Here is a 17870-nt window from a genome sequence, read left to right as displayed (position 1 = left end):
TCTGATCAGAGTTGCCGGTAGTAGACAGCCACCGGCAGCGGCGTGCAGCCCAGTGCTTCGTACAGGGCTCGGGCGGGCGCATGGAATCCGTCCCCGCCCGTGCCGATCGTGACGACCTCGGCGCCGAGGTCCCGCATCGCGGCGAACGCATGCTCGCACAGCACGGTGCCCGTGCCGAGCCGGCGATGCGAGGCGGACACGGCGAGGATGGTGACGCTGGCGTTTCGGCGCTCAGGCTCGACCGTCCAGGCCACGTAGCCAGCGATGGCGCCGTTGATCTCGGCGACCGCGACGTACCGGTGCTTGGCGGGGTCGTGGAGCTCGGCAACCTGCTCGACGTAGTCGTCGCGCCACCTGCCGTGCTGGTTGGCGAAGACGGCCTCGCCCACGAGAGGGCGGAAGGAGTCTTCGTAGAACGGTCCGAACGTCTCGATGGTCAGTTCGGTGAGCTGGGCCAGGTCATGCTGCAGAAACGAGCGGATACGCATGAGAGTGCCTCTCGAGCTGAGATTCTGAAAGCCAACAAATCGGGCGTCAGATGGTCAGCCGGCGGCCGGAACGGCGGCGAGCCGACCCTCAGTGGCGCGTGCGCCAAGCGGCGAAGCAACTCATGGCAGGAATCCTACGGGGCGCCGCAACCGCATTCCTGGCACAGAGCGTCCGCCAAGGCCGCGGGAGACAGATCTCAGAGGGCAGCCGCCATCACATCGCGTGGACATCCGCCGGCCTCGCACCACAATCGACCCTCCGTCATAAGTCTCCGGCTGGTCAACGTCCTCGATCTCGTCCCAGTTGTCGATCCGGTCGAGGAAGTCCTCGCTGGCGTAGCCCGGTTCGCCCTCGGTCAGACAGTTACCGAAGACGTGAAGGACGTCGGTGAGGTTGCCGGCCCTGGGGGAGTATCCCAACGCCTCGACGATGAGCGCCCACCGCTGCGCGTCACGGTAGGAGACGGCTTTTCCACGAGGTTCGGGTGCGCGCAACTGCCGCCGAGCCTGCGGCGGATGAACCAGGCGCTCGTTCCGCAGGTGCGACCGGCCGTTCTCGCCGCAGGCCAGCAGGACCTCGTCCCAGGTACGCTGCCGTGGTGCAGATCGACTTGGTTGCGCTGATTGTCGACGAGTACGACCCCGCGATCGCGTTCTTCACCGACGTCCTCGGCTTCGACCTCGTCGAGGACTCCCCAGCACTGACCAATGACGGTCGAGCCAAGCGGTGGGTGGTCGTTCGGCCGCCGGGCGCTCAGACCGGGATCCTCCTCGCTCGCGGCGACGGAGAACACCAGCGCGCCGCAATCGGTAACCAGGTAGCCGGCCGAGTCGGGTTCTTCTTCCGCGTCGACGACTTCGACGCCGCTTATCGACGGATGGTCGAGGCCGATGTCACCTTCGTCCGGGAGCCGCGGACCGAGCCCTATGGCCGAGTCGCGGTCTTCCTCGACATCGCCGGCAACCGGTGGGACCTGCTCGGCGCCAATTGACGTCGCGCACCGACGATGTCGTCTGGTGTCGTCGGGTCAGGCTGGGCCGTTGACCAGCGGGTCGTGGACGCGGCCGAGGAACAGTGGTACGCCGGTGAGCCGGTCGTGGATGACGTACAGGAATGGCCGGTTGGCGAAGAACTGCGGCCCTTGCGGGATCGACGGCGGTCGGACGATGACGGCCGATGCGGCTGCCGCCTCGGTACCCTTCTCGTCCACCCCGATGAACGTCTCGTGCACCACGTCGTCGATGCACAGGGCGGGCTCGGTGCTCATGCGGGTGAAGTCGGCCTGTGACGTGAATGCCGTGGGCATGCCGAGGCTGCTCAGCGCGGCACCCAGCTCGGCCGGCAGGCGGAACGTCCACCGGGGCAGGCGCAGTTCGACGTCGGTGATCTGGAACCCGGCCAGCAACGCTCCCAGCCAGGTCGCGTCGAGGCTCGCCTCGACAGCGCTGAGATCGTCCCGGGTCGGCATGACGATGGCCATGGCAAGGCCGTCGCCCGCGTACGGCACGTCGACGGCGCGCCACCCGTCCCCCTCGAGGTAGCCCATTCTGTCGAACGGCCCGCGCATCATCGGGACGTCGACAACGGTTCCGTCATCCCTTGTGAAGGGTCCTACCGCCGTTGCCGCCGCGGTGAACGGGTACTTCCAGGCCGCCTTGAGGTAGATCGCGTTGGTCAGTATCAGGCTGGTGTTGGGGCTCACGGCGTCGGACTGCAACAGCTCCGGAATCTTCGCGTTGGTCCGATCGGACACCCAGGTGTTGATCTCCTGGCGGGCCACCTCCGGCGCGCCGCGGAAGTCGACCGGTCGCGGCGTGGCGCCGTAGTAGCCGGCCAGGGCGTCCCGGAACCGGGGCCGCAGACACAGATCGAGTCGTGTCCACAGCGCATTGGCCGTGGTCAGCCGGGGTTGCTTGACTCCGTCGCCGTCCTGGTAGCGGCCGGCGAGCGCCTGCTCGACGGTGTTGAGCCCGCTGTCGAGTGCGCGAGGGCGCGGATGCGGCGCGTGGAGCACAGTGTCCATCTCGCCTGCCGTGGTCGAGCCGGCGCCCGCCCTGGTCATCGCGAGCGCGATCGCGACCGAGTACGGCGCGCACACCACATTGTCGCCTGCCCGGGTCGATGCCACGGTGCGGTAGAGGTCGGCCGTGAAGCCGCGAACGGCGGTAGCGGCGGCCTGCATCGTGGCCGGGTCGGGTGGTACGCGGACCGCATTCGTCGCGGTGGACGGCGTGCCGGTCCAACGGAGATCACCTGGGACGGCGGTAAGGGCAGCGGCCGCAAGCGGGACCGCCCGAAGAAGAGATCGACGCGAGGCCATGTCTTGAGGTTAGAGCAGTCCCACGGAAACCCACCAGGCGTAAATCCAATTTCATCGAAACTCAGCTATGTCTGTCATTCGTACCGGTACTTCAGCGAGTCCGCCTCGGCCTTCTCGATGTCGGCAATCGTCAGCTCGGGCATTCGTAGCTGGGCCAGCGTCACCTCGGCCGAGGTCGGCTGGGCGTCCGCCGGCAGCCACTGCTCGGGCTTCCAGGCCCCGCTGCGCAACAGCGCCTTGGGGCAGTGTGGGTAGACCTCATCGATCCCCAGCACCAGCGCGCTGGCCGGTGGCTTGCCCACGGCGGTCAGCTGCGACAGCAGCTCGGGGCGAGTGGAGACGCAGGCCCGGCCGTTCACCCTGAGCGTCGTGGTACGCCCCGGAATGATGAACAGCAGCCCGGCCCGCCCCGTCGCGACGACGTTCTGCAGACTGTCCAGACGCTTGTTGCCGGTGGCGTCCGGTATTGCCACCGTTCGTGCGTCCAGGACGGCGACGAAGCCGGCGGGGCCGCCGCGCGGGGAGACGTCGCAGTTGCCAGTGGCGTCGACTGTGGCGACCAGGACCAGCGACGAACAGCCGATCAACCGCCGGGTCTGCTCGGTGAGTTCGGTCATCTGCTTCCGCACGGCCGCGTCACTGGGAAGTTCGTAGGCCCGGCGCAGCGCCTCCTGGTCGGGCACGGCGTCGAGGCGCAGCGAGTCGAAGGCACTGGCGGCAAGGACTGGCGTCATGCATCGACACTAATCGACCAAGCTGACCGGTCCAGCCATCGTCGCGGCGACGGCCTTGCCGAAATCATCTTAGTCATTAAGATAAACCGCATGGTGACATCGACGGACTTCTCGGTGGCGATCGCGGGCGCCGGCCTCTCCGGCCTCTGCCTCGCCCAGTACCTGATGCGCGCCGGCATCGACGTGCACGTCTACGAGCGGGATTCGGGCCCCTTCGTCCGGCGGCAGGGCTACCGGATCATTCTCGACCGGTACGGCATCGAGGCGCTGCGCGAGAGCCTGCCACGCTCGCTGTACAACCTGGCGCTGACCACCGGCGACGAGCCCGGCGGGCACCTACGCTTCACCGACGGCCGGCTGCGGGACGCGTTCACCATCACCTTCAAGGACGAGCCGCACGCGACCCGCCAGGTCGACCGGCTGACCCTGCGGTCGATCCTGCAGTCCGGGCTGAACGGGCGCATCCACTACGGCAAGGACGCCGTCGCGGTGGACAGTGGCGACCCGGCACGGCCGCGGCTGCTGTTCACCGACGGCGGGGCCGCGGCGGCAACCGTCGTCGTGGGCGCGGACGGCGTCGGCTCGGCGCTGCGCGCGCAGATCATGCCGGACGCGGACCCCGCGAACACCCCGATGGCGGGCATCTACGGCCGGTCACCCCTGCGGCGCAACGGCGAGAGCGTCATCCCGGACGCGCTGCGTACCAGCGGGGTCCTGGCCATCGCCGACCAGCCGGGCCGCGCCTTCTTCTTCACCTCCATGCGGTTCGGCGAGAGCCCGCCGGAGGCGTTCGCGCGCCTGGCCCCGGGCAGTTATGCGCCCACCGGCGACGACTACGTCATGTGGGGACTGTTGCTCCGGCAGGAGGAGGTGCCCGTGGGCATCCGGGGCGACCTGCTGGCGCTGTGGCGACTGGCCTCCCGGATGAGCATGGACTTCCACACGGTCATCCGGCGGCTGGTCGGCACGGCCGAGCTGGACGCCACGGTGCTCAACCTCTTCGCCACCGGCCAGCGTCCGCGCCGGTGGGCAGTGCCCCGGGCGACGATGATGGGCGACGCCGTGCACGTCATGCCGCCGTTCGGCGCTCACGGCGGCAACACCGCGCTGCGCGATGCCGCCCTGCTCGGCCGCAGGCTGGTCGAGGCCCAGGCCAGCGGCACGCCGGTGGAGGCGGCGATAGCCAGCTACCAGGACGAGATGGTGCCCTACGCCTTCCGCGCCGTCGACAGCGCCGCCAGGCTGATGCGCCGCCTCACCGGGGGAGCGGCCGCACCCCACTGGGTGCTGACCCGCGTGCTACCTCGGCTGCACCGGGTCACCGTCCCGGAGGGATGATTGCGGGCATGTCCCACCAGCCGGCCCGTGCGTCCGTGATCGACGACCTCATGCGCGCCGGACGGGAGACGTCGCGGCTGTCCATGGTGTTCCGGTACGCCATCGCGGAGCGGCTGGGTCTCACCGTGAGCGATCTGGAGTGCCTCGATTACCTGGCGGACGTCGGGTCCGCCAGCGCTGGGCAGGTCGCCGAGCGGACCAACCTCACCACCGGGGCCGTGACCAGCATGCTCCGCCGGCTCCAGCAGGCGGGCTACGTGACGGCCGAGCGCGATCCGGCGGACCGGCGGCGGTTGATCGTCGCCCTGCGGCCGGAGCGGATGGCCGAGTTGCAGCGACCGTACGAGCGGTTCGCCGAGCGGGCGGAGCGGCTCGTCGAGGGCTACAGCGTCGAGGAGGTCGCGCTCCTGGTCCGGCACTACTACCGGATGCAGGCGATGTACCTCGCCGAGTTGGACAGCCTCCGCGGTGGCAACACCGCGCAGCGAACCGCCTGAGCCGGCGTCGCGGCTGATGCGCCGCTGGCGACGCTGGAGGCCTCCCACCCGTGATCGTGTCGGGAACCCACAGGGTGACAGTGTTGCCGCTGGCGAAAGGCGGTGAAACGTCGGCATTGGCGCGTGGTGAACGACGGGTATCCCGCGCGGGGGTCCTGCGTCGATCATTGCCCGAGGATAGATATGAGTCACTCTCACCTCCTGGCGGAACGCCCGGGCGCGGAGGGCGAGACGTCGGCACCGGAAGCCGGGCGTGACCGAACGGCCCGACTCCGCGTCCCCGGAGGATCGCCATGCCCCGTCCCGCTGTCCGTAACCGGCTCGCGGCGTTCACCGCAGCCCTCCTGACCGCGAGCGTCCTGACGGTGACCCCGCCGTCACCGGCGCTGGCCGCCACGACGTTCGCCGCCAACGACTACTGCCTCGGCCAGTGCGCCGACATCCTGCCCCCTGGGCAGAACGGCAACGCCACGCTGGTCGCCATCCTGGCGCACCAGGCGCTCGGCACCCGTCCGGCGCACTCCAGCGACCAGCTCGACGAGTACGCGAACCTGGTCTACAACTACGCCGGGCTGACCGACGAACAGATCGCCCACTTCTACAACGACGCCTCGTTCGGTGTCCCGGCCGCACAGGTGGAGAGCACCGTCTCACCGCGCGCGGACGTCACCATCGTGCGGGACAAGGCCACCGGCGTCCCGCACGTCACCGGCACCACCCGCGCCGGCACCATGTTCGGCGCCGGCTACGCCGGGGCACAGGACCGGCTCTGGGTGATGGACCTGCTGCGGCACGTCGGCCGCGGCAACGTCACCTCGTTCGCCGGCGGCGCCCCTGGCAACCGTGAGCTGGAGCAGAGCGTCTGGGCCAACTCGCCGTACACCGAGGCGGACCTCCAGGCCCAGGTGGACGCGCTGCGCACCAAGGGCGCCCGTGGCCAGCAGCTCTACACCGACGTGGTCGACTACATCGCTGGCATCAACGCCTACATCGACAGGTCGATCGCCGAGGACAACTACCCGGGTGAGTACGTGCTCGCCGGCGCCGGTAAGCCGAAGCACTTCACCATGACCGATTTGATCGCCACCGCCGGCGTGATCGGCGGACTCTTCGGCGGGGGCGGCGGCAGCGAGATCCAGTCCGCGCTGGTCCGGGTGGCCGCCCGCGCCAAGTACGGCGCGACCGAGGGCGACCGGGTGTGGGCGGCCTTCCGCTCGCAGAACGACCCGGAGGCCGTGCTCACCCTGCACGACGGGCAGAGCTTCCCGTACGGGGCGACGTCGCCCGGCGCGACCAGCGCGGTGCTCCCCGACGCCGGCTCGGTGGTCGCCGAACCCCTGGCCTACGACGCCACCGGCGGGGCCGCCGCCCGCACCGGCGCCAGCACCGCCACCAAGGAACTGCTCGGCGGCCTGGCCAACCTGCGCGCGCACGGCATGTCCAACGCGGTGGTGGTCTCCGGACGGCACACCACCACCGGCAACCCGGTGGCCGTGTTCGGGCCGCAGACCGGCTACTTCGCGCCGCAGTTGCTGATGCTCCAGGAGTTGCAGGGCCCGGGCATCAGCGCTCGGGGCGCCGCGTTCGCCGGGCTCAACCTCTACGTGCTGCTCGGCCGGGGCCAGGACTACGCGTGGAGCGCTACCTCCGCCTCCCAGGACCTCACCGACACGTACGCGGTGCCGCTGTGCACCACCGACGGCAGCGCCCCGACGCTGCGCACCAACCGCTACCTCTACCACGGGCAGTGCCTCGCCATGGAGGCGCTGGAGCAGCGCAACTCCTGGACGCCGACGCTGGCCGACTCCACCCCGGCCGGCTCGTACACACTGCGCGCGCTGCGCACCAAGTACGGGCTGGTGGCCCACCGGGGCCTGGTGAACGGGCAGCCGACGGCGTTCACCAAACTGCGCTCGACCTACCGGCACGAGGCTGACTCGGCGATCGGCTTCCAGGCGTTCAACGACCCGTCGGCGATGGGCAGCGCCGCGGCCTTCCAGGCGTCCGCGGCCGATGTCGGGTACGCGTTCAACTGGTTCTACGTCAACTCGACCGAGGCGGCGTACTACAACTCCGGCTCGAACCCGGTCCGTCCGGCCACCGCCGACCCGAACCTGCCCACCAGGGCGGACCCGGCGTACGAGTGGGCCGGCTGGAACCCGGACACCAACGACGCCACCTACACCCCGGCGTCGGCGCATCCGCAGTCGGTCAACCAGGACTACTACGTCAGCTGGAACAACAAGCAGGCGCGGGACTTCGGGGCGGCGGACGGCAACTTCAGCTTCGGCTCCGTACACCGGGCTCAGCTGCTCGACGGCCCGGTGCGCGCCGCGATCGCCCAGCGCAAGCTCGGCCGCGCCGACGTCGTCACGATCACGGCGGATGCGGCGGTGACCGACCTGCGCGGCCAGCAGGTCCTCGGCGACCTGCTGCGGGTGCTGGACAGCACGCCGGTCACCGCTCCGGCGCTGGTCGACGCGGTGGGCAAGCTGCGCGCCTGGCAGCAGGCCGGGACCCGCCGGGTGGAGACGTCACCCGGCTCGAAGGTCTACCAGCACGCCGACGCCATCCGGATCTTCGACGCCTGGTGGCCGCTGCTGGCCTCGGCGCAGTTCCGCCCCGGCCTCGGGCCGGATCTCTACGCCGCGCTGGTCGACGCCATCGAGGTGAACGAGGCGCCGTCGGGCGGCCAGAACGGGGGGCGCGACGGCGCCGTGAGCTGGGCGTTGCAGGGTCAGGCGCACAAGGGCTCGTCGTTCCAGCACGGCTGGTGGGGTTACGTCGACAAGGACCTGCGGACCGTGCTCGGCGACCCGGTGGCCGGTGGGCTGGGCCGCGCGTACTGCGGCAACGGCAACCTCGCCGCGTGCCGGCAGGCGCTGCTCGACGCGCTCGGCCAGGCCGCCGTGGTGCCGGTCACCACTGTCTACCCGGGTGACAAGTCCTGCGGTGCCGGCGACCAGTGGTGTGCCGACTCGATCGCCCAGTCCGGGCTCGGCGGCATCACCCACCCGGTGATCGCCTGGCAGAACCGCCCCACCTACCAGCAGGTCGTCTCGTTCCCGGCGCGCCGGGGCGACGACGTCACCAACCTGGCGCAGGGCCGCCCGGCCACCGCGTCGAGCACACAGTTCCTGACCGGCCACACCCCGGGCAAGGCGGTCGACGGCAGCCTCGGCAGCCGGTGGGCGAGCAGCTACAACGACAACCAGTGGCTCCGGGTCGACCTCGGCGCGGCCCGCAGCGTCAACCGGGCGGTGCTGCGGTGGGAGTCCGCTCACGCCACCTCGTACCGGATCGAGGTCTCCGGCGACGGCAATTCATGGACGCCGGTGTTCGCCACTACCGCCGGCAACGGCGGCGTCGACAACGCCACCTTCGCCCCGGTCACCGCCCGCTACGTGCGGGTGTACGGGGTCAAGCGGGCCACCTCGTACGGGTTCTCGCTCTACGAATTCGAGCTGTACGGAAAGTGACAGTGCCGGGAGGGGTCGGCGGGAATCACTCGCCGGCCCTTTCGGTGCACAGCGGGGCCCTAGCGCGTCGGGTCCTCGGACGGCGGCACCAGGAACGATCTGATGTGTTCCAGCGCCATGTCCAGAGCGACTTCCATGGGAGCGACGTCGTGTGCGGCGTTCGCCAGCAGGTAGCCGCCCTGCAGAGCGGCCATCAATCCCGTGGCCAATTTCTCCGGGTCGGCGTCCTGGCGCAGTAGGCCGCTGTCGCGCATCCGGTGCAGACCATCACTGATCAGCTTTTCCCATGCCGCGAACGTCTCCGACAGGGACGATCGAGCCTGCTCATCTTGATCAGACAGCTCCAGAGTCATCGACCCGAGGCCGCACCCGTACTTGCCGTTGTTCAGCGAGTTGGCCTGGACCAGCGCGTTACGCCACCGGACCAGCCCTGAGAACGATCTGAGTCGTTCGAGCCCCGCGCGTTCACGCTGAAGCACGAGCGCGCCTCGATGTTTGACCAAGGCGCGCACGAGTTCCTGCTTGTCGGCGAAGTGGTGGTAGAGCTGAGACTTGCTCGTCTGGCTTGCCTCGCGGATGTCGTCGAGGGTCGTCGCGTTCACTCCGCGCACGAGCATGAGCCGGTTCGCTGCCTCGAGGATCCGCTCTCGCGTCGCGATGCCCCGTTGACTGATCCGCCGCCTGTTCGTCGGCGCAGCCAGCTGCTCGTCGCTCATCTGTCAAGTCTATCCAGCGCACCAGATGATCTAGAGAGAATGGGACCTCGGAGTCCATGTCCCGACGGCTAGGTGGACGGCGTACCCACTATTGCTGGATCGTCGTGGCACGAGTTTTCCTGGACTGTCTGGTCCGCAAAAGATTGCTCGGAGGGGCCACCTCGGCCCGGACCGGCGCGCGGACCGGGGTCCGCGCGCCGGAGGTGTCAGGCCGTCGCCCGCTTCGGAAGCTTCCACCCGGGCCGGGGGAAGTGGCAGGTGTATCCGTTGGGGTAGGTCTGCAGGTAGTTCTGGTGCTCAGGCTCAGCTTCCCAGAAGTCGCCTGCCGCCGTGACCTCGGTAACGACAGTGCCGGGCCACAGGCCCGAGGCGTCGACGTCGGCGATGGTGTCCTCGGCGACCCGCTTCTGCTCGTCGCTGGTGTAGAAGATCGCCGAGCGGTAGCTGATGCCGATGTCGTTACCTTGGCGGTTCTTCGTCGACGGGTCGTGGATCTGGAAGAAGAACTCGAGCAGCGCGCGGAAGTCGGTCTTGTCGGTGTCGTAGACGACCTCGATGGACTCCGCGTGGGTGCCGTGGTTGCGGTAGGTGGCGTTCGGGACGTCGCCGCCGCTGTAGCCGACGCGCGTGGACACGATGCCGGGCTGGCGGCGGAACAACTCCTCCATGCCCCAGAAGCAGCCGCCGGCGAGGATTGCCTTTTCGGTGTTCACGTCGTCTCCTTGCCTGTCGTCGTGCCAGCCCACCTGGACACGTAGGTACAGACGCTCTCCTGGTCGGTCATATTCCCGCACCCTCGATTCTATCTGGACTCTTGAGTCCAGGAACGATCCTGTCCAGCCGTGCCAGGCGCCCGCGCCGCTGATGAGGTTGAACTGGCATTTCCTGCTCGGCCACAGCAGTAACCCCGCGCCCCAATAGTGGACTTGACAGACCAGTTTTACCGTAGCTAGGTTCGGGATGACCGACGGGCGGCTCCGGTAGCGACGAGGAGCCCGACTTACCCGTCGGCGTCAGTTCGACACACGTCCCCGCCCCTCTCGGCGATGTCCTCGCGCCCCAACCACTGCCGATCAGCGTGGTGTGCACGGCGCTGAGGCTTGGCGCCGTCAATGCGGGGAACGGACATGCGCTCCTCGTGCCAGTGCAGACGAGGGCTGGATGCAGGGAGATATCTGATGAAGGCGATAGTGGTGACGGACGAGGCTGCGGGAACGGCCGGGATGACGCTGGTGGAGCGGCCTGAGCCGGAACCGGCACTCAACGACGTCGTCGTTCAGGTTCACGCGTCGGGGTTCGTCCCGACCGAGATGGCGTGGCCCTCGACCTGGACCGATCGCCTCGGCCGTGACCGGACTCCGTCGATACCCGGGCACGAGCTGGCCGGGGTGGTCAGCGCTCTCGGGTATGGCACCACGGGGCTGTCGGTGGGACAGCGGGTGTTCGGCCTGACGGACTGGACCCGCGACGGCACCCTGGCGGAATACGTGGCCGTCGAGGCGCGCAACCTCGCGCCGCTGCCCGGCGACGTCGACTTCACTGTGGGAGCGAGCCTGCCGATCTCTGGCCTGACCGCCTGGCAGGGGTTGTTCGAGCACGGCCGCCTGCAGGCGGGGCAGAGCGTCCTCGTGCACGGCGCGGCCGGCGCAGTCGGGTCGATGGTGACGCAGCTCGCCCGGGAGTTCGGCGCCTACGTCATCGGCACCGGGCGCGCCGCCGACCGTCAGAGGGCGCTCGACTTCGGCGCACACGAGTTCGTCGACCTCGGCAACGAGGCAGTGGAAGACGTCGGTGGGGTCGACCTGGTTTTCGACGTCATCGGCGGTGACATCGGGAAGCGATCGGCAGGCCTGATTCGAGCCGGAGGAACACTGGTGTCCGTTGTCGGACCGTCCGAGGCGCGGCCGACGGGCGGCCTGGCGATAGATTTCGTCGTGATGCCCGATCGCACCCAACTGGGGGAAATCGTCCAGCGGGTACGGGACGGGCGACTGCGGACGAACATCGGCAACGTCGCAGACCTCGACGACGCCGTCGCCGCTCTCAACCCGACCAAGCGGATCACCGGAAAGACGATCATCCGCGCTCGCTCCTAGGTTCGGGCACAGCGACAGTCGGGTCAGCGCCTCGCCACCACTCCGCTTGCCGGCGCCGGCTCCCCGGCCGTACGAGTGCAACTGCTCCGGTGAAGCGATCGTCGAGCGGCTGACGCGGGTGCGGTCAGTTGTTGTTCGCCGATGTTGGCCGTCTGCCACTGAACGGGGTGGCACCCTGAGCACGTGGACTGGGCAGTGAGCCGGGGGAAGCTGGCATCGGGACTACGGTGAGCGGCCTCTGATGCGTACCGCGTTGATCGTAGTGGCCGCGCTGGCGACGGCGGTGGTCGTGGACCTGGTCTCTGGCATGGTCGTCCGCCGGGTAGCCCGCGGCCGTTACCGGTGGCTGCTGGAGCCCCTGCGGCATGCCTGCCGCCGCCCGGCGGCGGCGCTGCTGCTGGTCGGGGCGCTGTACTACGCGCTGCCGTTGGGTCCGGCCGAATGGCAGCCTCATCTGCGGCACGTCGCCCGGGTGGCGTTGGTGATATCCGGGGCATGGTTGGTGAACAAGGCGTTGCACGTGGCCGAGGCGGTCGCGTTCAGTCGACTGCCTGGTGACGCGGTCGCCAGCCGGCGGGTCCGGCGGGCCCGGACGCAGATTCGGCCCATGCGGCGGCTCACGGTCGCCGTGGTCACGATCGTCGCGATCGGCCTGATCCTCATCACCTTCCGGCCGGTACGCCTCTTCGGCGTCTCCGTGCTGACGTCGGCGGGCGTGGTCGGCGCGTTGATCGGCCTCTCGGCCCGTACCGCGCTCGGCAACGCGTTCGCCGGTGTCCAGGTCGCCTTCGCCGACGGCCTGCACGTCGGCGACGTGCTGGTGGTGGACGGCGAATGGGGCCGAGTTGAGGAGGTGAAGCTGACCAACGTGGTGATCCGGCTCTGGGACGAGCGGATGCTCATCCTGCCGACCACGTACTTCACCGAGCGGCCGTTCCAGAACTGGACCCGGAACGAGTCCCGGGTTGTCGGCAAGATCCAGATTCATGTCGACCACACCGCCGACCTGGACGACCTGCGCCGGGAGGCGCGCCGGCTGGTCGAGTCCTCACCGCTGTGGGATCGCGACCAGTGGGTGCTCCAGATGGTCGACTCCACTCCACAGACAGCGGTCATCCAGGTGCAGGCCTCGGCCGCCGACGGCGCCAGCGCCTGGGACCTGCGCTGCGATCTGCGCGAAGGGCTGGTCAGCTACCTTCGCGACCATCATCCGCAGTGGTTGCCCCGCACCCGCGGTCAGTATCAGCCTTGAGTAGGGCGGGCCCGACGGCCCGCTTACCTCCCGCCGCGGGACTGCCCGCTCTTCTCGTCCCGCCAGCCATCGGGTTGCGGGTGATAGCCGTAAGCGGCGGCCCGAACCGTCTCCTCGTTCTCGAGCCCGGAGCCGATCGCGCCGCCGACGGTGGCCAGCGAGCTGGTGATCCAGGCGAGCGTCAGATAGTCGGTGACGTCGACCGGCCGCTGCAAGGTCTGTTCCAGGACTGATGTGTCGATCAGCAGCGCCGCGACGAGCACCGTTCCCACGAACAACACCACGTAGGACAGCACCGTGGCCAGAGTGAGGGTGAGGATCGTACCCAGGTTGAACAGCCGTGCCAGCTCGGTCGGCGTCTCGCGGCTCGGTTTCTCCCACAGGTCGTGCGCGACGATCAACCAGGCCACCAACGCTGTCAGCCCGAGCACCATGATCACGGCGAGCCGCAGTCCGCCGAGCGCAGCGCCCATCTGCCAGATGGTGTCCGTGGTGAGTGCGAACGCGGCAGTGCCGAACGCGCCCACCAGCAGCTTCGACAGGCCCAGCAGGGCTCGCCCCGGACGGTTGGCGCGAACCATGCCGATCAACAGCCGTAACCGGCCGATGAGCCGCGAGGCGACGTAGCGCCGCTCACCGGTGTCGGCCTCGCCGACGACCCGGTGGACGGCGGGAACCCGGCTTGCCGTCTCGGCCGGTGCCCAGCCGCCAGGCGGCACTCGCTGGTCGGTTGCGTCGGTCAGCAGCCGGCTCACCAGATCCGGAACGGCTGCGCGGGCCGCTCGCAGCTGGTGCAGTCCCAGCGCGGGCAGGGACACCACAGCGACTCGACGCCGAGCGGAGGTCTGCGCGACCAGCGGCACCCGCTCGGCATGCAGCGGCAGGTCGGTCAGGCAGACGGCGACGTCCCACTGGTCGTCGGCACGCCGTTGGGCGAGATCATCGAGTAGCGCCTCAACGCCGCCGTCGCGGCGCGGCGCCACGTCGCCCCAGCCTTCCCGGACGATCCACCGCACGTCCGCGTTCACCCGCTCGGCGAGCCCGCTGGTCAGCTCGGCGGTGAGCCGCGCGGCCACCCGGGCCGGGTGGTCCGGCGGGGTTGCCACCAGTCCGACGACGATCTCCGGGCGGTCCTGTTCACTCTGCGTCATCGGTGCTCCTCACCGGTAGCCAGGCTCGGCCGCTGACGGCGAACAAACCGGGGCCTCAGGCGCCGTCGCGGCGGCTCCCGTGTCGACTGAGGTAGCGGTACCGCCAGGCCGCCGGGAGGAGCACCCGACCAGCCCGTACAGCGCCACCGCGAACCGCACTCGTCGAACCGGGCACCCCGCCCACGCAGCCTAAGAGACCGCCCCGATCGGTGCAGCGGATTCAGTTGAAGGGCTCCGCCGCCGCCACCACCGCCCGCCTCGCTCGCCGAACTGATGCGCCTGGCCCATGGGCCACCTGCGGCCCGATGTGGTCCTGGACGACCTTGTCCTCATGCTGATGGCCAACGGTGGCCTGATCGGCACCCAGCAGTGTGCCGCTGAGGCCGGCGGGGGGAGACCACCGGACAATGGGGCGATGAAGCGAGACGTGAGCCTGATGCGGTTGACTGGTACGCGCGCCAACGGCGCGGTGGCGACGGGCGCGGCGGCTACCGGCGCCAGGGCTGCGGGGGCGGCGTCGCTCGGTGCCCTCGCCGTGGGGGCGCTGGCTGTGGGAGCCGTGGCCGTCGGGGCGCTGGTCATCGGGCGGCTGGCGATCCGCCGGGCGGTCGTGCGGGAGTTGCGCGTCGGCCGGTTGGAGATCGACGAGTTGGTGGTGCACAGCCGGCCCACTGCCGAGGGATGACCCACGGACGGGGTGGACAGCCGGTCGGCTGCCCACCCCTGGCATCGGGTCAGTAGCGACGCAGGACGCGCTTGTCCGCGTCCAGGTGGCGGTCGAGTTTGATCACGATGAACTCGTTGTTGTCCGCCTGTCCGGCCGTCCGGCCCGCCGATGACGGGAAGTTGTTGTCGTTCAGGACGGCGAGCGTGCGGTCGTCGAGGATTACCACGTCCTCGATCGTCTGGAACGGGAATGTGAACGGGTCACCGAACCCGCCGACGTGCCGAGGGTTGCCGATTGCCATCAGGTCGGCGACCAGCGTCTTGTCGAGCAGTCCGTCGCGGTTCCGGTCGCGCTTGTCGGCGAGATAGATCTTCTTGACCTTTGCCGTCTCGCCCTGGCCGTTGTCGCGTTCGATGATCAGGAAGCGGTCGCGATCGACCATGATGGCGTCACCGATCGCGTGAGCGGGAGAGTCGAGCGCGTAGGCCCAGCGCCGGCCGGTGTAGGTGTTGGTCCGGGTGTCGAACTCGTTCAGCCGGAGGGTGCCGGCCGGGTCCCCAGTGGTCGTGCCCTCGAGCAGCGGGTAGAGCGTGCGACCGTCTGGCGACTGGGCCATGCCCTCGAAGCCCTTGCTGCTGGCGAGGTTGGCCGGGGTCGCACCGCGGCCTGGGTTCTCGGGGGCGAACACCCCGGGCAGCGGCACCGGTGCCTGTAGCAAGCGGCCCGCCCGGTCGAAGTGCAGCAGGTACGGACCGAACTCGTCACCGAGCCAGTACGTGCCATCCGCCGTCCGGGTGATCGACTCGACGTCGAAGTCGGCTCCGGTGAGCACGCGGTCGGCACGAGTGAGCGGGAAGCGCACCTTGCCATACGGGTCGGTCAGGTTGATGCCACCGAGCACGTCCACGGCGCCGCTGCCGAAGTCGGGCGCGACCCGCTGAACGCGCAGCACGAAGTCGGCACTGTTGGCCTTGTTGCCGAAGCCGTTGTCGGACAACACGTCGAAGGTGCCGTCGGTGTTGCGCAGGACGCCGCTGAACCCCTGGATCGGTTGGTCGGCGAACGGCGGGGTGATCCCATTGACGGGGGCACTGCCGAGCGACGAGCCGGACGGTTCGCTGCCGGGAACGAAGGTTGCCGCTGGCAGCGCGGCGAACCTCAACAACTCGGCCTGGCCCCACGTGTTCCGCTCGGCCGCGGCCGCTGTCGCGGCGCCCGGCAGCGTCAGGGTCAGGGCGACCACCGCAGCGGTCAGTCCCACCCGCTTGCTTACTGCCATCAATCCTCATCTCTCCACGTACGAGCAGGGTGTTCTCGGTCCGCTGGCACCGTAGAGCGACGTGGTGAATTCGAACTGGCCACAGGGGAATGCGCGCTCAAACCGTGCTGTCACTTTGCCGGCGAATGCCGCACGGCTGTCAGCCGCACCCGGGGGTACCGGCGGACGGTGAGCACCCCGGCGCTCGCCACCAGCGTCCCCGCCAGGAGGTACGTCCAGCGGTCGTGAGCCGCGCCCCAGCCGTCGCCCACGCCGACGAGTAGTGCCACCGGGGTCGGCAGCAGTGCCACCACCGCCATCCCGAGCAGCAGCATCGGCGCGGCGAGTGGACTGCCGATCCCGCGCGGCGAACGCCGCCAGCCGATTGCCGACGCGAGGAACGCGACCGCCGCGACGGTCGCGGCCTCACGGGTCAGGTCCGTGTACGGCAGCGATGCCGTTTCTGGCCCGGACCGTGTCACCAGCAGCGCTGCCGCCCAGCACGCACCGCCGACGACCGCGGCGAGGGCCGCTCGGATCAGCGCGCCGAGCCAGGCCGGAACCGGCACGGTCTCCGTGGTCGGCTTCGCCGGGTCGTCGAGCGTGAACGTGACGCCGAGGCCGACGCAGGCCATCACCAACCGCAGCAACGTGAGGTGCTCGTCGGGAGGCAGGACCGACCCGGTCACGGCCGGTGGGGTCACGATCGCCGCGCCGACGACCCCGGCCGCCAGCAGCGGCGAGATGCGCGTCGCCCGCAGCGTCGGCCAGAGCAGCGCCGCCGCCGTCCGCAGTCGCCCGGCCCGCCGCCGCGCGGGCCCACCGGCCGCTGGCCCCGACGCGCTGACGGCGGGCACGTCGCTCACGGGACGCACGGCGGCGCCTCGTCGTCCGGCGCGAGCGGCTGGATCGGCACCCCGAAGATGGCGCCGAAACGCTCCAACGGTGTGTCGGGCGCCGTCAGCTCGGCCCAGTGCCGCTCGACGAGTGGTGGCACCTCGTCGGACTGCCGTTTCAGCAACTCCAACGCCGGTGCCGCCGCCCGGTCGGGTGCCAGGATGCCGTACAAGCCCGATATGTCGCTGAAGACGAGCGCACCGGTGCTCGTCTCGTCCAGCGAACGCATCCCGGCCAGGGTGGTCGGCGACGCCTGCCCGACCAGCCACACCAGGAGCGCCGCCCGCGCCCCGCAGAGGAAGTTCCCCCCGTCGTACGCCTTCGCGGCCATCAGCCGGTAGGCAACCTCGGCGGCCAGGGCGGCCGCTGCCCGATCGTCGCCCCACGCGGTGTCGACCCGGACCGCCTCCGGGGTGCCCGCCGCCGCGTCCTCGACCTTCCAAGCGGCCACCGCCTGCATGGCCTCGGCGACGGACCCGGAACCCCCGGCCGAGATCTCCTCGGCGAGGGCCCGCTGCCGCACCGCGAGCGGTGGCCCGGACGAGGCGGCGCTGTCCGGCACGACCGCGCGTACGGCGGTGACCACCGACTCCCACCCGGGAACGAACCCGTCGAACCCGTCGAAGTAGCAGTAGGTGACGTCGCTTCGCATGGTGCACGACTGGATGCTCGCCGGCCGGTCTCTGACGGTCGCGCGGGCCACCGCGATGTCGGGGTCGGGTCGCGACTGGGCCAGCCCGCCGCCGACGGTGAGGATCAGCCCGACGGCGAGCCCGGCCGCGACGACCGACCGCCGTGCGTGGGCCCGAGCCACGGCGGCCGCGACGAGCAGCACGGTGATCCCGAGCAGGTAGACCAGGTGCCGGGCCGCGGGCCGGTCGGAGACACCGGCGGGCACCGGAGCCGGGAACTCACTGATGTAGACCGGAAACAGGAAGCGCCAGCCGGTCCCGATGAGCATCAGGGTGGTCACCAT

General features: G+C 69.9%; 16 protein-coding genes. 7 read left to right on the top strand and 9 right to left on the bottom strand.

Translation table 11 applies throughout. The features are described from left to right. Window positions 1–5 precede the first annotated feature (5 nt). A complete protein-coding gene (locus tag OG992_RS32165; protein ID WP_238684219.1) occupies window positions 6–488 on the bottom strand; it encodes a GNAT family N-acetyltransferase in 483 nt (160 codons plus the stop codon). A gap of 596 nt (window positions 489–1084) precedes the next feature. On the opposite strand from OG992_RS32165, the gene OG992_RS32160 reads away from it, so the two are divergent. Beyond that, the gene (locus OG992_RS32160) at window positions 1085–1480 is read left to right on the top strand and encodes a VOC family protein (RefSeq protein WP_266305329.1); all 396 of its coding nucleotides are present in this window, start codon (window positions 1085–1087) and stop codon (window positions 1478–1480) included. 36 nt (window positions 1481–1516) lie between these two features. On the opposite strand, the gene OG992_RS32155 is transcribed toward OG992_RS32160, so the two are convergent. Both OG992_RS32155 and OG992_RS32150 read right to left on the bottom strand, forming a co-directional pair. Then, window positions 1517–2809, bottom strand: coding sequence for a serpin family protein (locus OG992_RS32155; protein WP_266305328.1), 1293 nt, complete (start codon window positions 2807–2809; stop codon window positions 1517–1519). A gap of 74 nt (window positions 2810–2883) precedes the next feature. After that, window positions 2884–3543 (bottom strand): MSMEG_1061 family FMN-dependent PPOX-type flavoprotein, encoded by a 660-nt coding sequence (locus tag OG992_RS32150; RefSeq protein WP_266305327.1) that lies wholly within the window; start codon window positions 3541–3543, stop codon window positions 2884–2886. A gap of 90 nt (window positions 3544–3633) precedes the next feature. Here OG992_RS32150 and OG992_RS32145 point away from each other — a divergent pair, with 90 nt between their 5' ends. The 3 genes from OG992_RS32145 (at window position 3634) to OG992_RS32135 (ending at window position 8857) form a co-directional block, all read left to right on the top strand. Next, entirely contained in the window at window positions 3634–4881 is a 1248-nt protein-coding gene (locus OG992_RS32145; RefSeq protein WP_266305326.1) for an NAD(P)/FAD-dependent oxidoreductase, read from the top strand. Between the two features lie 8 nt (window positions 4882–4889). Continuing rightward, window positions 4890–5378, top strand: a complete 489-nt coding sequence (locus OG992_RS32140) for a MarR family winged helix-turn-helix transcriptional regulator (protein WP_266305325.1) — start codon at window positions 4890–4892, stop codon at window positions 5376–5378. Window positions 5379–5671: 293 nt separating this feature from the next. After that, a complete protein-coding gene (locus tag OG992_RS32135) occupies window positions 5672–8857 on the top strand; it encodes a penicillin acylase family protein (protein ID WP_266305324.1) in 3186 nt (1061 codons plus the stop codon). A gap of 59 nt (window positions 8858–8916) precedes the next feature. Here OG992_RS32135 and OG992_RS32130 read toward each other — a convergent pair whose 3' ends face one another. Both OG992_RS32130 and msrA read right to left on the bottom strand, forming a co-directional pair. Beyond that, a complete protein-coding gene (locus tag OG992_RS32130) occupies window positions 8917–9573 on the bottom strand; it encodes a TetR/AcrR family transcriptional regulator (RefSeq protein WP_266305323.1) in 657 nt (218 codons plus the stop codon). 206 nt (window positions 9574–9779) lie between these two features. Next, window positions 9780–10286, bottom strand: a complete 507-nt coding sequence (gene msrA, locus OG992_RS32125) for a peptide-methionine (S)-S-oxide reductase MsrA (protein ID WP_238684211.1) — start codon at window positions 10284–10286, stop codon at window positions 9780–9782. Window positions 10287–10751: 465 nt separating this feature from the next. Between msrA and OG992_RS32120 the strand changes: the two genes are divergently transcribed. Further along, a complete protein-coding gene (locus tag OG992_RS32120) occupies window positions 10752–11669 on the top strand; it encodes an NADP-dependent oxidoreductase (RefSeq protein WP_266305322.1) in 918 nt (305 codons plus the stop codon). A 241-nt stretch (window positions 11670–11910) separates the two neighbouring features. Then, window positions 11911–12921, top strand: coding sequence for a mechanosensitive ion channel family protein (locus OG992_RS32115; protein ID WP_238680915.1), 1011 nt, complete (start codon window positions 11911–11913; stop codon window positions 12919–12921). A gap of 23 nt (window positions 12922–12944) precedes the next feature. Here the strand turns inward: OG992_RS32115 and OG992_RS32110 are convergent, their stop codons facing one another. Further along, window positions 12945–14072 (bottom strand): hypothetical protein, encoded by a 1128-nt coding sequence (locus OG992_RS32110; RefSeq protein ID WP_238684209.1) that lies wholly within the window; start codon window positions 14070–14072, stop codon window positions 12945–12947. A 415-nt stretch (window positions 14073–14487) separates the two neighbouring features. On the opposite strand from OG992_RS32110, the gene OG992_RS32105 reads away from it, so the two are divergent. Beyond that, window positions 14488–14757, top strand: coding sequence for a hypothetical protein (locus tag OG992_RS32105; protein WP_238684208.1), 270 nt, complete (start codon window positions 14488–14490; stop codon window positions 14755–14757). Window positions 14758–14806: 49 nt separating this feature from the next. Here the strand turns inward: OG992_RS32105 and OG992_RS32100 are convergent, their stop codons facing one another. From OG992_RS32100 to OG992_RS32090, 3 genes are all read right to left on the bottom strand, one after another. Continuing rightward, complete coding sequence (locus tag OG992_RS32100; protein ID WP_238684207.1) at window positions 14807–16018, bottom strand: esterase-like activity of phytase family protein; 1212 nt, start codon at window positions 16016–16018, stop codon at window positions 14807–14809. Window positions 16019–16128: 110 nt separating this feature from the next. Next, a complete protein-coding gene (locus OG992_RS32095; protein ID WP_266305321.1) occupies window positions 16129–16872 on the bottom strand; it encodes a hypothetical protein in 744 nt (247 codons plus the stop codon). After that, window positions 16860–17870 (bottom strand): hypothetical protein (locus OG992_RS32090; protein WP_266305320.1); only part of this gene is annotated, 1011 nt, incomplete at its 5' end. The genes OG992_RS32090 and OG992_RS32095, both read right to left, overlap by 13 nt.

The sequence above is a fragment of the Micromonospora sp. NBC_00362 genome (assembly GCF_026342155.1).
GTDB classification, from domain to species: Bacteria; Actinomycetota; Actinomycetes; order Mycobacteriales; family Micromonosporaceae; genus Micromonospora; species Micromonospora hortensis.
Note: the sequence above shows the minus strand (reverse complement) of the source record. Positions and strands in the feature narration are given on the sequence as shown.